Source organism: Bacillus sp. es.034, assembly GCF_002563655.1.
In the GTDB taxonomy this organism is placed as follows: Bacteria; Bacillota; Bacilli; order Bacillales; family Bacillaceae_B; genus Rossellomorea.
This window is the reverse complement of the sequence record NZ_PDIY01000001.1, coordinates 1,116,205-1,132,902: the sequence shown is the minus strand read 5'-3', so window position 1 is coordinate 1,132,902 and position 16,698 is coordinate 1,116,205. Positions and strand designations below refer to the sequence as shown.

The window sequence follows — 16,698 nt, the reverse complement described above, 5'->3', positions numbered from 1 at the left end:
ACCTTGGAAAAATTTACGTATTAAGCGGAACCTGGATCAGTATGACCGTCCCTGCCCCTACTTTTGAGTCAATCGTGATGTCTCCTTCGAGAAGGTCGACACGTTCTTTCATCCCCATGATTCCAAAGGATCCTGTCTTCTGTATGTCTTTATCGAATCCTTTGCCGTTGTCTTTGATGACAACTGTTATTTGGTCTTTCTTTACTTCTACTTTAACTTGGATATGCGTGGCTTCTGCGTGCTTAAGGGCGTTCTGGACACTTTCTTGTACCAACCGGAACAGAGCGACTTCGAATTTGGAAGGAAGTCTGATATCGAGCCCCATATTCACAAACTGTATGGAGGTCTCCTGGTTATACTCTTCGATTGTACTCAAGTATTTTTTGAGGGTCGGTATCAACCCGAGGTCATCAAGCGCCATTGGTCTGAGGTCATAGATGATGCGGCGGACCTCATACAGGGCTGAGCGGACCATCCGTTTCAGATCGCGGATTTCCGTGATGGCATCATCAGTTGTCTTCTCTCGGAACACTCGTTCAATCAGATCCGAACGAATCATCACATTGGCCATCATTTGTGCAGGGCCGTCATGAATTTCACGGGATAAGCGTTTCCGCTCGTCCTCCTGGGCCTCAATGATCCTGAGCCCGAAATCCTGCCGCTGCTTCGCGTCCTCTAACGCCTCACCCACTTGCCTTAAGTCACTATTTAGATAATTGAGAACGACGGATATTTGTGAGCAAAGATTCTCTGCCTTTTCAATCGTGTCCCCGAGTGTCTGCAAGCGTCTTTCCAGTTCATCCCTGCGGTTCCGAAGCTGCTTTTCCTGCTCTCGGTTCATGGATAGCCTCATCTGCAGGTCATGAGCCTTCTCATACGCTTCTCTTACCTGGTCTTCTGAATAGGTTTGGAAATGCTTGCTGACTTCAGATAGTCTGAGCCGTGCAAACTTTGATTTCTGTTGGAGATCATCTCCTTCATCAATCACCTTCAGGACCATTTCTTTCACTTCCAGTAGTTCTCTCATCAAATCTTCATAATCATTTCGACATTGTTCGCCAATCTGGAAGATCTCATCCTTACTTTCGTCAACCGTATCGACCATCTTTTTCAGGATGCTATCCAACATCTTGGTGTCTATTTTTTTAAGTGACACGGTACACCCCTCTTTTGTTCCACAATAGTCGTCCGCCTAGCTTCAAGAAAACTATCCTTGCATAGTAATAATCGGTGTTATCCGCTCAGGGCACAACACGCCCAAAGACCTACTGTTCATTTATACTAGAACGTACCTATTATCAATTCAAGGGAAAGTCACGAAACTCCTTTATTCATCTAGGCATATTCCTATGTAATACTTCTACCAAGGGATTATTCGCTCCAGGAATAATAGAGAAACTATGGCAATTATCTAGACCATTCGGCTTCCCTAAAGAAACGTTGGAACAACTGAAGTATTACTATCAGCGTCCATTATACCATGTCACATATTGTCGGAGATTAAAGTTTGATTACATTGTATTACCATTATTTCATGTAGAGCCAGTTTTTACCTCGAAAAACAGCTAGAATTGTGCATTCTTCACCATTTTTCTATATAGTAGAATTAGGATAAAAGCGCGGACTTTGTCGCAAGCTGCGGCAATCGTGAAAGGAGAAATGATCTTGCTACATCAGTATAATACCGTCAAGGGTTACGGAGAAAATGAAATCAATATTGAACGCTCCAGATTCATCACCTATGTGAATCGGGTCGAGACCGAGGAAGAAGCCCAGGAATTCATCGTATCGATCAAAAAGAAGCACCATGATGCCAATCATAACTGCTCTGCCTATATGATCGGCGAACAGAATATGATCCAGAAAGCGAACGATGACGGGGAACCGAGTGGGACAGCGGGTGTTCCCATGCTTGAAGTGTTAAAAAAACGGGATCTTAAAGATACGGTTGTTGTCGTTACACGTTATTTCGGCGGGATCAAGCTTGGGGCAGGCGGTCTGATCCGTGCGTATGGACGGGCTACCTCGGAAGGCTTGAATGCAACAGGGATCGTCGAGAGAAGATTGATGCGCATCATGAAGTCCACGATTGATTATACGTGGCTCGGGAAAGTCGAAAATGAAGTGAGATCCTCCCCTTATCAACTGAAGGACATTCATTATCTGGAGTCTGTAGAGGTTGATGTCTATGTGGAAGAAGCGAATACGTCTGGATTCACGGAATGGATGACGGAGCTGACAAATGGGCAGGCCCTCATAACGGAGGGTGATGTGGAATACCTTGAATCCCCTTTGGGAACCGACTCGTGAAATTTTTTAGATTGGAAAAATCTTTTTTCTTACAATGTCATCATTAAACTCATACTAATCGTATAGAGAGTACCATCGAAAAAATGACTCTTTTGACGGATAGTGCTCTCCATTAATATCGCCTACAATGGTGAAATTAATCGGACAAACTGACGTTTAAGATCATCTGGTTATGGGGTAGTAGTAAATAACTTGTTACTTTTTGAAACTTTCCACTGAATTTAGACGTCTAAGTAAGTAAAATCCCTTCATTTTTTGACAAATGAACCCGCTACGCACTTTAGTAATTGTTCCCTTTAAAAAAGTGTTGCACATCATTAATTATGTGTTATTCTTACAATTGGAGTGCCTATAGAAGAAAAAGAGGTGAACGAATGTACTCTCTAATTGATTTTGTAATTGCTTTTGCTATTTCTTTAATTGTTTCCGTAGCAGTGACTCCATTAGTGATCAAATTCGCCAAACGATTTGGCTTTGTCGATAAACCGGATCACCGAAAGGTTCATAAAGGGTTAATGCCCCGTGTAGGTGGATTAGCGATCGTCATCGGTGCATCAGCCGGACTGTTGTACTTGAATGATTTGATCTTACCGCTATGGCCTGTCATTCTTGGGGGAGGAATCATCCTGATCGTCGGGATCCTTGATGACCGCTTTACCCTATCACCAAAAGCGAAACTTGTTGGACAAATCCTCGCGGCATGCATCGTCGTGTTTGCGGATTTCAAAATTGACTTTATAACATTGCCGTTTGTGGCAGAGCGTATATATTTGGGGAATTTCAGTTATGTGTTCGGGATTCTATGGATTGTCGGTATCACCAATGCCATCAACCTGATTGATGGATTAGATGGACTGGCAGGCGGTGTATCCGTCATCGCCATGACATCCATCATGGCTCTTGCAGCTATGAACGGACAATACGTGGTCGTTGCCCTTACAGTTATCTTAATCGGTGGGACCATCGGATTCCTGTTCTTCAACTTTAACCCAGCAAAGATCTTCATGGGTGACACAGGAGCACTGTTCCTTGGATATTGTATATCGATCATATCATTGCTCGGATTATTCAAGAGTGTGACGATCTTCAGTTTAGTTGTTCCAATTATCATCCTGGCTATACCGATCTTTGATACGTTCTTTGCCATCATCCGACGTATCCTTAATAAACAAAAGATTTCAGCACCTGATAAATCCCATCTACACCATCGCTTACTGGCCATGGGCTTCTCTCATAAAGAAACCGTACTGATCATTTATGCGATCGGAGCATTTTTCGGACTATGTGCGATTCTTTTCACCCGATCTACCCTATGGGGAGCGATCCTATTCTCTGCCGTGCTCGTTGTACTCATTCAACTGACTGCAGAAGTGGTTGGACTGATCGGTCAGCACAAACCGCTTCTTAATACGATGAAGAAACTGCGCGAACGTTAATAAGCACACGTTTTTTTATTCGAAATACTAGTTTACTAGAAAACCTTGGATGGTTATCCAAGGTTTTCTTTTTTTGTGATTTGAATGTTGATCATTTCCCTTTCGACACGAATCGCATTGAATCGCGTCTGAGCCTTCATATTTGGATTCATGTAGTTGATTTAAGGGTATCTACTCGGACATGCCTTGAATCGCAGGAGAGGCCCTTAGACGGCTTTTAACGATAGCTGAGGATCTCGTTTAGCTTTTTTTATCCAATGAATCGGATTTTTCACCTTTAGATTGTCTATTTTAGCTGGGAGTGTGGTTCTGGACGAGTATTTAGGGACGTATAAGTAGCAGGCTCTCCTAATAGGGGTGTCCTCGCTGAAAAATCATGCTGGATTTGAAGGGAATTATGCCGGATTGAAGATAATCATGCGGGTTATGGGTTTTTCATGCGGGATTCTAGATTTTCATGCGACATTTAACCATAATCATGCCGGCATGTCGAATTTTCTTTATCTAGCTCCCGCCTCCATCCAGTCTCATTCAAAGAAAAAACGCCCATCCCACAAGGAGACAGGCGTTCACTCTTTTATTTTTCATCTTCTTCAAAGTAATTACTGCGGATGACCAGATCAGACACTTGCTGTGCACGTAATTCGAACTCTTTGTGCTCCTGATCTGCCTCGTTTTCCATGATGATTTTGTTTTCCAGTGGAATCACGGCGAAGCTCTCTTTTGTCGTCAGGATGTTTCGTCCTGTGATGGTCTGGGCATATTTTTCTTCAGGAATTCCAAGCATGTAAGCCAAAGTTGGGTACATGTCGACCTGACCTACGGCTTTCGTGATTTCAAGCTTCTCAAATTCAGGATTGTAAATGATGAAAGGTACTCTTCCCAATTCATCGATTCCCTTGACTTTTGGATTTTCTTTCATCATTTTTTCTTTGTAGCTGTTTTCAAATCCAGCATGATCTCCGTAAATCGCGACGATGGTATCATCCATCATGCCCCGCTCTTCCAGGTCGGCCATCATCTTCCCGATCGCCATATCCAGATAGTGGATTGTTTGCAGGTAATTTGCTGCAGACGTTTCGCTATATTGAGATTCAAATTCCAGCTCTCGATACGTGTCTGGCAGGATAAACGGCGTATGACTTGTCAGCGTGATCATCAGACCGTAGAAAGGATCTTCTTTTTTGCTTAAAATGTCGACGGATTGTTTGAAGAATTCCACATCGCTCAGACCCATGCCGATATGTTCTCCTTCTTCCAGATCCTCTATATCATAATATTTATCGATCCCGATGTGGGGATATGCTTCTCTTCTGTTCCAGTAGGTTCCTTCGTCACCATGAAAGGCCAACGTGGAATACCCTTTATCCTTCAAGAGGCCTGGAAGGGTTGTATAATCGTTTGTTGGGTACCTGAAAAAGGTACTTCCTTCTGCTACAGGAAGCATGGACGTGTTCAAGATGAACTCGGCATCCGAGCTCCTGCCACCTTTCGTTTGAGGGTAGAAGTTTGAAGCATAGATGCTGTGATCCAGCAGGCGATTAAGATTCGGCGTGATTTCCTTGCCGTTGATCTTCTGTCCGAGCACCCAATTTTCCAGCGATTCGGATTGGATCACGATCAGGTTCTTGCCTTCTGCAATCCCCTTATATTCCGGATGCAGATCCTTATCTTCTTTGCGGAATTCATCTTTCTTGGCGTACCAATCTTCCACCATCTGTCTTTCTTCGTCACTTAAGTTCATATATCGGTTATTTTGATAGAACAAGTACAGATCCAGTGCACTGTATTGAAGTGGATTGAATTTCATCATGTAATCATATCGATCGTAAATCTTAAAGATTTGTGCAAATGGAGCTCCATCGATGTAGTGATTTTTCATTGGCTTGACGGCAAGAATACAGAAACCTGCCAAGAAGGCGATAACAAATGTTCTCCAATGTATCTTTGGGATCGAGAAAGATTTCTTTTTCACCAATACCAAAAGGACGATGATATCGACGATGAATAGGATATCCAGTCCGTTCATAAGCTCCCGGATGCTCGGTCCGAGTCCGGATAGATTCGTTGTTTGAAGGAGAGCAAAAAAGGACAGTGGTGTCCCAAAGTAGCGGATGTACCAAAGTTGAGCCAACAATAAGAACGTCGCTACCACATTGATGATGATGATCACTGACTTCCTCGCCCACGTCTTAAAGAGGAACACGAAAGAGAACAGCATCAGAATGGTCCCTGGAAGGGTGACTAATAAGCTCTTCACTTCGAATAACCCTTTTCCTAAAAATAAATAAAATAAGACGACTTTAATGGACAGTCCAATGGCCGAAATCAATAAAAGTTTGTCCTGCCATATGGATCGTAATCCTTGTTTCAGCTTGTTTACTAGATTCATAATTTTTTATACCCCGTTTACATAATTGTAATAAAATTTTAACACTATTTGTTATATTTATAAAGTCAGGGTATGACAATTCGTTGTATGATTTGACATGATTACACAGAAAAACCCGATTTGAGTCGACTCAAATCGGGTTTCATTCCCATTATCTGCTAGTTGGTGTCCAAGTGGCCTGCCTCTTACCGGAAATCGCTCTCAAGGTACCGAGGAGGGCTGCATAGTTCACCAGGCAGAAGTAATATGGAATATAGGTAATCTTATTGCTCGTCACTTTTCCTAGTAATGCGAGGATATAGAATAATAACTGTAAACCGAACATGACTTGATATAACGGTTGATCCAGTAAGAATAGATTGATGATGAAGATCGCAACCATATAATAAGGAACTAACCATCTCAGGAATTTATGTGACATGTATTTATAGAAGAAATCGAAATTCTTGAACGGATTCAGTACACTTTTATAGCTCATGATACCAGTAAAGCTTCGTGTGACGATCCGTACCTTCCGCCCGAACTCTTCCGAAGACTTCGGTGACGTTTCTTCCATCGTGATCGCATTTGGTTCATAGACGAATCTCTTTTGCTGGCTGATGATGATCAACGGGTTCTGCATATCATCCCCTACATTCGGATTCATTTCTTTGAACAATTCTTTACGCAGGGCATAGATGGAACCATTCGCTACGATGGTCGTACCTGTTGCCGTCTCAAGCATCTTAAGGAGCTTTTCATACTTCCAATAAGCACCCTCTGACTCCCCGATGGATGAATTGGTCGGATTCGTCAAGCGAAGCTCTCCGCAAACCCCGCCGATTTCCTCATCTTTAAAGTGCTTCACTAAGTGATGGACGGCGTCCTTTTGGTAAAGGGAGTTCGCATCCGAGAATACGAGGACCTCACCTGTTGCAAGAGGGACGGACTTGTTAAGTGCTGCCGTCTTCCCTTTTCTTCCTTTCACGACATTCAGCTTCACGTTCGGATACTTCAACACGAATTCATTGACGATGTCGTTCGTTCTGTCTGATGAATCATCTGAGACAACGATGATTTCAAGCTTGTCCTGTGGATAATCAAGTTCCACAGAGTTTTGAACTTTTTCAGCGATGACTTTCTCTTCGTTGTATGCTGCGATAAAGAGCGTTACCTTTGGTTCATAGCCAGTTTCCGTCATTCGTTCCTTCTTTATGACTCCACTTATGAGTTTCAAGAGAATCGGATAACCGGCATAGATATAAACCGAAAGCAGGATCAGCAGCCAAAAGATTATTTCTAGTATCATATCATGACTTCCTCTCATACCGATTGAAGGTGGACCCATGTAAAGGATCCACCTTTTTTATTATGATGTGACGGTTTTTCTGCCGATGGATGCATAATAGAATCCGTTCTCTTCCATATGGGCAGGGTCGAAAATGTTACGACCATCTACGATCACTTTGCTTTCTACAAGCGTAGACACTTTCTCAAGGTCAAGCTCTCTCACTTCATCCCACTCCGTCAGGATCAGAATGGCATCTGAATTCTGGATGACTTCATATAGATCATCACCTGTACGAAGGTTTGGAATCAATACCTTTGCATTCTTCTCTGCAATGCGGTCATAGGCGAGGATATCCGCTCCAAGCTCTTGCAGCTTAGGAATGACGTCGACAGAAGGTGCGTCCCTCATATCATCCGTATTCGGTTTAAACGCAAGACCGAGGACGGCAATCTTCTTGTCTTTCAGGTCGCCATCGAAGGCTTCCACAAGCTTGTCGACCACTTTGAAGCGCTGAAGCCCGTTCACTGCTTCTACATCTTTCACGATTTTGAAGTCGTAGCCTACTTGATCGGCAATCTTCACAAGGGCGCTTGTATCTTTAGGGAAGCAAGAACCTCCGTATCCGATGCCGGCGTTCAGGAATTGTGGACCGATCCGTGGATCATATCCCATCCCCTCTGCCACTTTCGTTACGTCTGCCCCTACAAGTTCGCACACGTTCGCCACTTCGTTGATGAAGCTGATTTTCGTTGCAAGGAACGCATTGGATGCGTATTTGATCATTTCAGATGTTTCAATATTCGTCACGACGATATTTTTGGTAAAAGGAGCATGTAATTCCTTCAGGATCGCTTCCGCTTTCTCTGATTCCACACCGATGACCGCTCTTTCCATATTCACCGTATCGTGAATGGCCGATCCTTCGCGAAGGAACTCAGGGTTGGATGCGACATCGAATTCCTCATGTCCGACTACCTCTTTGATGACACCCTTGATCATGGCACCTGTCCCGACTGGCACTGTGCTCTTCGTGACAATCACTTTGTAATCGTTCAGGTGTTCGGCAATCGAGCGGGCAGCCGCTTCGATATACTGCAGGTTCGCCTCGCCATTTTCTTTAGGTGGCGTACCGACTGCGATGATGACCAGATCCGCGTCACTCATTCCCTCAGTATAATCTGTTGTGAAGAATAAGCGACCTTCATTGATGTTCTTCTCTACTAATTCTGTTAAGCCCGGCTCATAAATGGGAATGATCCCATTTTTCAGGTTTTCCACCTTTTGGGCGTCTATATCTAAACAAGTCACTTTGTTCCCGGCGTCACTGAAGCAAACACCCGAAACAAGTCCTACATAACCTGTACCAATTACACAAATATTCATCTTAACTTCTCCTTGTTCATTCTGAAATGATGTCTTTTAACCAATCTTTCAATGGACCTTTAAGGTCATCCCTCATTAAAGCAAACTCGACTGTTGCTTGAACGAAGCCATATTTGTTTCCAATATCATACCTTTTACCATCAAAAGAATACCCGTAAACATTTTGCTTTTCATTTAATTTCTGCAGGGCGTCCGTCAATTGGATTTCGTTTCCTTGACCAGGTTCCAGGTTCCCTAAGATATCCAGGACATCCGGTGTCAGGACATAACGTCCCATGATGGCCATGTTCGAAGGGGCGTCTTCCAGTTTCGGTTTCTCAACAAGTCCTTTGACTTTGAAAAGCGGACCTTCGTTCGTCGGGTCTTCTACGTCGATGACACCATACTTGGATACGTCCTCGTCCGGAACTTCCTGTACCCCGATGATGCTCGATTCCTTTTCTTCGAATTCATCGATCAATTGTTTTAAACAAGGTTTCTCGGAAACCACGATGTCATCCCCAAGTAAGACAGCGAAAGGATCGTCGCCGATGAATTTTCTCGCACACCAGATCGCATGTCCAAGTCCTTTTGGTTCTTTTTGGCGGATATAGTGAATGTCTGCAAGATGAGAGATTTGCTTGATCTGCTCAAGCTCATCGTATTTCTCTTTCATCGCAAGCATTTCTTCAAGTTCCAACGATTTATCAAAGTGGTCCTCGATGGCGCGTTTTCCGCGGCCTGTAACGATCAGGATATCTTCAATCCCCGAGTTGACGGCTTCTTCAATAATATATTGGATTGTAGGTTTATCTACAATTGGTAACATTTCTTTCGGTTGTGCCTTTGTTGCCGGCAGGAATCGTGTTCCCAACCCCGCTGCCGGGATAATCGCTTTTTTCACTCTCAAAGAACTCACCTCTTAGTTTTGTATAAATCACTTGTTCTTATTCTACTGGTTCGAAGTCTTTTAAATAGTTTCTGCAGAATGTGGCTCATTTACGCTCTTGATGAGCCAAAATCATTAAATTTCACGAGTATTATACCATATGTTATTGATTTCTTAATCTCACAGGTTTAATGTGCTATAATATAGCGAGTAATTTCAGATGTGAGGATGAAGAAAATGATTAGTGTAATCGTACCAACTCTTGGAACGAAACCAGAGGAATTGAAACGATTGTTTGAAAGTCTTAATAATCAAGTATATAAAGACTTCGAAGTCATTATTGTATCACAAGACAATCACAATTATATTACATCCGTTTTAAAAGATGTTAACTTTAAATACAATCATATTGAAATCGATCGCAAAGGATTGTCACTCGCCCGCAATGTTGGGATAGAGCATGCCAAGGGAAGCATTCTTACGTTCTCTGATGACGACTGCTGGTATAATGATGATTCATTCCAAGTAGTCGTGGATTATTTTCACGATAATCTCGAAACCGATGTTGCCTGCTTTCAAATCTATGATCCGATCAAAAATGTTTACTATAAAGAATATGACGAAGAAGAACAGAAACAGGTTACAACCGGTAAGCTGTTAAAGAAATCTTCTATCGAAATTTTCATCCAAACGGCGAACATCGAACGCTCTCTCATTCAATTCGACGAGAAGTTCGGATTGGGCGCGATCTATCCTTCAGGGGAAGAGAATATCTTCTTATTTGATTTAGCTCGGCATAACAAGTCCATCAGCTATTTCCCGAAGGTAGTCGTGAACCACGAGAAACCCGACATGCAGACCCGCTTATATGAAAAATCCTTCATCGGAAAAGGACCTCTGTTTAAGAGAATGTACAATACTCCGACAGCCGTAGTGCTGCTGACTCTCTTTACGTTGAAGAAATATCGTCATCTGGAAGAGCCGTTCGGGTATTACAGTAAAGCATTCAGAGAGATTTTCCGGTATGAGAAATAAGAATGGACTCGTTTAAAAGAAGCAGATGCCTGGTAGGGGTGTCTGCTTCTTTTTTTGTGGTTTAGGGTCGAATTTCCTTTACGGGACCGTCTCACCAGTTACCTCATCAAAGCTAGAAAAAGGTGCAGCCCATCCAGGCTGCACCTTTTCCATCACTTCTCTTTTAAAATGATTTCCGTAATCATTCCATTTTCTTCGGTTAGCTTCAGTTCGTTATCACCGAGATCCAGGTCATTTTCAAGATCGCCATGGATCTTTTCAAATTCATCTGCAGGGATATTGACCGGGAACTTGATTTCGATGAGTCGTTTATCTTCGTTGTATCCTACAAATGCGTTGAACTGTTTGTAGTAATAGAAGAATTCGACATCGCCTTTCCCTTCGAAGATGTATACGGGTTCACCGTATTTACCGAATAAGTTCTTCTCTGAATATCCGATTGGAAGAGGGGTTTCCGGTAAAAGACCTGCATCGAGATATTGCTGGAATTCATCTGAAAGTACTTTCCGATTGTTTTTCTCGTAGTCGATCCGGAAGCTGAGCTTTTTGGATTTATCCAGAAGCTCCTCATCGGTCATCTCCAGAAATTCATCTGTTGCCAGATCCTCATTAAGGGCACCGATCAGTTCAACAACCGGGATTTCCTCTTGGGCAAGCAGGATTTTTGCGATTTTTCCTTCTTTCACTTCAAATACGACGCTTTGTTCGTCCACGATCATATAGACATAGGACTGTTCATCCGCTTCATCTGCTTTGTATTCGAAAAGGTCCAATTCCAAATGGTTATCGATGACCTTTTCAAGATCATCTCCTACGTTGATCGTCTTTTCGATCTTGAATTTTTTATTGGATGTAATCAAATAGTCCGCTTCGCCGCCGGTAAAATGAACGCGGAGCTTCTGTTTGGCGTCATCCAGTACTTCATCCTTGGAGTCGGGATCTTTCATGACCTTGGACACTTCCTGATACCGTTCCCCCAAGCCAAAGTTCAGGAGTGAATATTCATTTCCGACCGATTTATATTCACTTTTTTGCACCTCTTTTGTTTTCACGCCAACGACAATGCCGAACAAAAGAACCACAAAGATCAAATATGATAGAAAGATTTTATATGAACTCAACTGTATCACTCCGTTACATTTTGCTTGTGCTTCATTTCACCGAGTTTCACCAGCACGGCGATGATTAATAGAACTGCCCAGAATCTTGGTGTTACATAGTCCGCTCTGTATAAGGATGTGACCATCAGGTGAAAGTACTCCGTCAATGCAATGAAGTAGTACATATTTTTCATCCCGTTCTTTAATAGGAAAACGGCGATGGATAAAAGACCTGCGAGTAAAAGGAGAAGTCCTACTACTCCTTGTTCGAATAAAACATCGATGAACATATTATTGGCGGATATCGCCAGGCTCATCTGAGTATGTGGGACGATCTTCGTGCCTGCCAGGAATTCATAGGCTCCCGGACCGTATCCAAATAACCCTGAAACGATGGAATGGTCGAACAACCATTTAAAAGGCATGACGTACATATAGATCCGGCTCGATTGTGCGGGATCGAATAGATTATCCCTTCTCCCCCAAATAGGTGAGAAGAATTTGGCCAGAAGATCAGGATTCACAAGATATAGACCGGCGATTCCGATAATGGCGACAAGTGGAATCATCCAGAGGATCTTTTTCGGGAATCTTGGATGGAACATGAGATAGACCATCAAGAATCCGATGACAAGGACAAGATTAAAGTAGGCACTCACTGAGAAAGTGAAAGCCAGGATGAAAAGAGTCGGCAGAAGCAACGCGACGGCATAGACCCATTTACGCTTCACGACAAGATAACCGAGGATGATCAGGTCTATCAGGAATGGTCCCATATAGCTCGGTTCATTGGTGAAGGACGTGATCCTGAAATCGAACAGGGTTACTCCTTCCACGCTGTGAACGAAGGATCGCGTGTTCAAATTCAGGAAAGGAATATTAAATATGAAATAAGCCAGCTGCCAAAATGCCACCGCCACTAGAAGAGTGATCGACAGCGGGTAGACTTTGATGATGCTCTTACTATCCTTCGGCTCATTGACGAGAAGGCGGTAGCCGAAATAAACAAACATGAAAAAGCTGATATAGTAAGCGATCCGCGTGATCATGGAGCTTTTCAGATAGTTCATATATTCTACACTATTTAATACTGTAGCCGTATAAAAGGCAGATAGTACGGCCAGTCCCAATGAAATCAGGAATAGGAGCAGGAAACGTTTCAAATACTTATCAAACTCAGAGGTTTGCGTTAATTTTTTTCGATTGAGCAAGTAGTAGAGAAATAATAATCCCCCGACTCCCAATGTCAATACCGCCGGAACCGGTACAGGTAGCAGCTTAATGTATTTTGCTTGAGTAGAGAACTGCGCGAAGAACAAATATCCGGCCACTAAAATCAAGATGATCTGCTTCAGCCTCGGCTCATACTTGTTCATGAGTGTGGAAAAATTCATACTAAACTCCTCATTGTCTTTTTAGTTTATTGAATATAATCTATATCTTTTAACAGGAGAATTCCGTCTTTCTTCTCCCACTCTGTCATATACACCAGCTCATTCTGTTTATTGAAACGATAGAATCTATCGACGGCTTCGGTGTGAAAATAACTCTTGTGCTGAGAAGTAAGTTTCTCCTTGAGATAATTGAAATCCGTCTCCGTCACTGTATTATCCGGACTCAGCATAAGCTTAAAGGTATTCCAATCCGTATTTTCAATATTATTGCGGATATATTGATCGGCTTCCAATAGATTTCTGAATTTCAATGGCTGATCCCCGCACCCACTGATCAGGATCGTGGTCAACATTAATAGAGCAGCAAACTGTTTCTTCATTACAAACTCCTTCCCTGTGAGGACTATCGTCTCTTTCATGTCAGCTTTTCTTATATAAAAAGGGACGCACCCTGTTAAGTATCGATAATTGAACAACAATAAAAAATTATACATGAAAACCGGTCATTTGAAAATGCTTTGTTCCATGTGTCCCTAAGGCTGTCTCTTCGTTGGGAACACTGTGAAAAGGACAGACTTTTATAAATTCCTATATGTTAAATATGTGTTACAAACTTGTTTTATAGTCATAATTCTGGGATAGTGTTCCATTTTGTATGGATTCGGGTAAAGAAAGTTCTTGAAAAGAGGGATTTGTGATCCGGAAGAGTATGGTGGTAGAGACGGGTAAAGATTTTTCGACATGGTGGCATGATTATTTGGAATTTCGTGGGATTGTTCTGCGAGGATGAACCCATTAAAGGAGCCTGACTCTCAGATGGCTCTGACTCCCCCTCCAGGAACACTTTCCCTACTAAAACAGACAATCTAAAGAAGAAATCCGTTCAAGAAAGAACCCCCATCCCAAATAATAATCGGAGAAATTCCGCTTATTGAAAAATAATGATCAAAATATTGAGAAATAGAAGGAATTATTCCGGCTATTTCTTCAAAAGCATGAAAATAGACCATCTTTATCTTGCCTTAACCGGAAAAGCTCCGCTTATATCACCCGATCCCAACTCTATTCTGCAAGATAACCGGAAATATTCCGCTAATTTAAAACACTCAAAAGACACTCAAAATAATAGAAAAGAAACAGCCTCATTCAGTTACGAATAAGACTGCTCATTTGTGTGTTCAATAAGTTTTTGTATTCGAGATTCAAATCAATCAGCAAATGCTTCTTGGATATCGCGTCGAACAGTTTCGTTGATCGCTCCGTTACCTCCGAGGAAGTACGTATCGGCGAGAACGGTACGTTTATCCAGCCAGTCCCCTACATGATCCGGCAGCGCATCTTTACGCGTCAGGACGAGTGGTGATTTCATTGCTGCTGCAAGGGCAGATGCTGGCAGGGCATCGATGAAGACGTCTCCGCGAGCAAAGAATAATGTTTTTTCTTCAAATTGATCACTGTATTTTTCTGCAATCGTCAAGCTTGTTTGGTAACGATCCAGGCCGTACACACGTGTGACATTCGGTGCCAGGTTAGCTAGTTCACGCTCCACTCCGGATGAGACGGCTGATTGGCCTCCGATGATGGTTACGTTCTTGATCGCATTTTCCTTCATATATGCTTCTACACTTTCATGAAGGGTATCCTTAGTTGTATACAGAATCGGAATCTGCATCATGCTTGCATACGAAGCGATGGACAGGGCATCGGGAGATTTCTCGTCTTTTGTCACGACAAAGATTTCATCCTTGTTGTTAATTTCGTCCGCCACTTTGACTGCTGTCTCATAACGCTCTTTTCCGCTGATGCGGGTAATGTCCCCATCATTGATAAAAGATAGACCTTTTAACTGTGTTTCCACATTTGTACCGATGGCGTTGCTTCCGCCCAGTAAGTAGACTTTTTCAGGCTGAAGGCGTTTGATTTCATTCAGGACCGTCTCCGGAAGTGATTTGGACGTGGTCAGCAATAACGGAGAGTCCAGCTTCTTCGCGAGGACACTTCCTGTCAATGCATCGATCGATAAGTCTCCGCGTCCGATGACCACAGCCTTTGATCGGTTTTCCCAACCGTAGCCAGACACACTTACGCTTGTTTCGTAACGGTCGATCCCTTCTAGTTCGTGGGAATAGTCACCTAGGTCAAGTTCTCTATTCACCTTGGTTGTCGGATAGTAATAACCCAGGATTGTCCTGAAGTTGTTACCTTCTTTCGACATTTGGTATGCACCGTATTGGCTCATACCGATTCCGTGACCGAAACCGCCGCCATTGATGATGTATGAGTCATCCTTTTTGTTGAGGCTCTTCACATAAGGGCTCTTCATGATGGATGTCCCCAGCATGAAACGGATATTGTATGAAGTATCGTCAACCGTTTTGGTTTGAAGCTTGATGGTCTCGTCTTCATTTTTCACGAAGTCATCCTCGGTTTTTTCATAATACGTGAAGGATACCTTTCCTTTTAACACGTCTGTTGACGTGAAGGAATCATCCGGGATATCAAATGACATATCTTTGATTTCCACGATTTTGATGTCGTGTTTTTCATCAATCTTTTTTTTGCTTTTCAGCCACTTTTTCATGTTTGAGATGATGGTTTGATCCTTTTCCTTTACATCAGTCCACCATGATTCTGGTTTCTTAAGATCCAGTTCGCTGTTGTCGAACTGTGACTTGGAAAGAGTGACATTCCAATCGCCATGAGGAGAGATCTTGGCATCATAGATGTCTTTTTTTGTTTGCAGGTAAGGAACCAATGCCGATCCCCAGACATTTTGGTTTGAAAATACTCTCCCACCATTAGATGAGGAGTAGAATGCTTCGGCATACTTATCGCCGTTCTTAAGGACTTCCCCCTGTGTTTCATTAACGGCCTTTGTCGTATGGGAATCCCAATCGTATCCTTTATATACTTGATCGCTTTGACCATCATAGATGGACCAGTTTCCTTTTTTCAATACGAATGTCCTGGCTGCAACGGCCTGGGCTTTGAGAGCATCCAATCCACCGTTTGCTCCCCATGAAGACGGCATTTCAGCAGGGACGACCCCTTTTAAATAGTCTTCTAGATTAATATGGTTGACGGGGCGGACGTATTTACCGGATTCCACGGTAAATTCTACTTCACCTAAGTATTTCTTCTCGGAATTCCCGTTGATCGTCATGGCGCGGTCCATCGATTCTGTGATGGTCGGAATGATGGTCACATTGCCACTGAACTTTTTCACCAATGAACTACCTTTATAAAGAGATAAATCCCCTGACTCCACCTTCATGGTATAAGAGGCACCAGGCTGGATGAAAATGGACGTTCCTTTAATCTGATAATCACCATTTGTTGTAAAGGGAAGTGCGGTCTTGCTACCGATATAGTTTTGCAGTTTCACCTCGATAGGCTGTCCTGCTGCCTGAGTGCTTAGAGGGGCTGCGACCAGTGCCGTGGAAAGGAACAACATGGATAGTGCTTTCTTCAAGAGTTTTCCTCCTTGCGATATGTAGTTGGGAAGGTGCC

12 protein-coding genes are annotated in these 16,698 nt (G+C 42.9%); 3 read left to right on the top strand and 9 right to left on the bottom strand.

The window, feature by feature from the left end; all coding sequences use genetic code 11:
• Window positions 1–13 precede the first annotated feature (13 nt).
• Window positions 14–1,156: a sensor histidine kinase gene (locus ATG71_RS05800; protein ID WP_098438811.1), complete on the bottom strand. Its 1,143-nt coding sequence runs from the start codon at window positions 1,154–1,156 to the stop codon at window positions 14–16.
• Window positions 1,157–1,665: 509 nt separating this feature from the next.
• On the opposite strand from ATG71_RS05800, the gene ATG71_RS05795 reads away from it, so the two are divergent.
• Window positions 1,666–2,310: a YigZ family protein gene (locus ATG71_RS05795; protein WP_098438810.1), complete on the top strand. Its 645-nt coding sequence runs from the start codon at window positions 1,666–1,668 to the stop codon at window positions 2,308–2,310.
• 374 nt (window positions 2,311–2,684) lie between these two features.
• On the top strand, window positions 2,685–3,746 hold the full coding sequence (locus ATG71_RS05790; protein ID WP_098438809.1) for a glycosyltransferase family 4 protein: 1,062 nt from the start codon (window positions 2,685–2,687) through the stop codon (window positions 3,744–3,746).
• A 577-nt stretch (window positions 3,747–4,323) separates the two neighbouring features.
• Here the strand turns inward: ATG71_RS05790 and ATG71_RS05785 are convergent.
• The 4 genes from ATG71_RS05785 to galU form a co-directional block, all read right to left on the bottom strand.
• On the bottom strand, window positions 4,324–6,138 hold the full coding sequence (locus tag ATG71_RS05785) for an LTA synthase family protein (RefSeq protein ID WP_098438808.1): 1,815 nt from the start codon (window positions 6,136–6,138) through the stop codon (window positions 4,324–4,326).
• A gap of 151 nt (window positions 6,139–6,289) precedes the next feature.
• Window positions 6,290–7,426 (bottom strand): glycosyltransferase family 2 protein, encoded by a 1,137-nt coding sequence (locus tag ATG71_RS05780; protein ID WP_179886464.1) that lies wholly within the window; start codon window positions 7,424–7,426, stop codon window positions 6,290–6,292.
• A gap of 60 nt (window positions 7,427–7,486) precedes the next feature.
• Window positions 7,487–8,791, bottom strand: coding sequence for a UDP-glucose dehydrogenase family protein (locus ATG71_RS05775; RefSeq protein ID WP_098438806.1), 1,305 nt, complete (start codon window positions 8,789–8,791; stop codon window positions 7,487–7,489).
• A 16-nt stretch (window positions 8,792–8,807) separates the two neighbouring features.
• Window positions 8,808–9,680 (bottom strand): UTP--glucose-1-phosphate uridylyltransferase GalU, encoded by an 873-nt coding sequence (gene galU, locus ATG71_RS05770; protein ID WP_098438805.1) that lies wholly within the window; start codon window positions 9,678–9,680, stop codon window positions 8,808–8,810.
• A gap of 216 nt (window positions 9,681–9,896) precedes the next feature.
• Here galU and ATG71_RS05765 point away from each other — a divergent pair, with 216 nt between their 5' ends.
• Window positions 9,897–10,694, top strand: a complete 798-nt coding sequence (locus tag ATG71_RS05765; RefSeq protein ID WP_098438804.1) for a glycosyltransferase family 2 protein — start codon at window positions 9,897–9,899, stop codon at window positions 10,692–10,694.
• A gap of 152 nt (window positions 10,695–10,846) precedes the next feature.
• On the opposite strand, the gene ATG71_RS05760 is transcribed toward ATG71_RS05765, so the two are convergent.
• The 4 genes from ATG71_RS05760 to ATG71_RS05745 all read right to left on the bottom strand — a co-directional run bounded on the left by ATG71_RS05760 (window position 10,847) and on the right by ATG71_RS05745 (window position 16,660).
• Complete coding sequence (locus tag ATG71_RS05760) at window positions 10,847–11,815, bottom strand: hypothetical protein (RefSeq protein ID WP_098438803.1); 969 nt, start codon at window positions 11,813–11,815, stop codon at window positions 10,847–10,849.
• A gap of 5 nt (window positions 11,816–11,820) precedes the next feature.
• Window positions 11,821–13,188: an O-antigen ligase family protein gene (locus tag ATG71_RS05755; protein ID WP_098438802.1), complete on the bottom strand. Its 1,368-nt coding sequence runs from the start codon at window positions 13,186–13,188 to the stop codon at window positions 11,821–11,823.
• A 26-nt stretch (window positions 13,189–13,214) separates the two neighbouring features.
• Window positions 13,215–13,568, bottom strand: a complete 354-nt coding sequence (locus tag ATG71_RS05750) for a hypothetical protein (RefSeq protein ID WP_098438801.1) — start codon at window positions 13,566–13,568, stop codon at window positions 13,215–13,217.
• Between the two features lie 827 nt (window positions 13,569–14,395).
• Entirely contained in the window at window positions 14,396–16,660 is a 2,265-nt protein-coding gene (locus ATG71_RS05745) for a SpoIID/LytB domain-containing protein (RefSeq protein ID WP_098438800.1), read from the bottom strand.
• Window positions 16,661–16,698 lie beyond the last annotated feature (38 nt).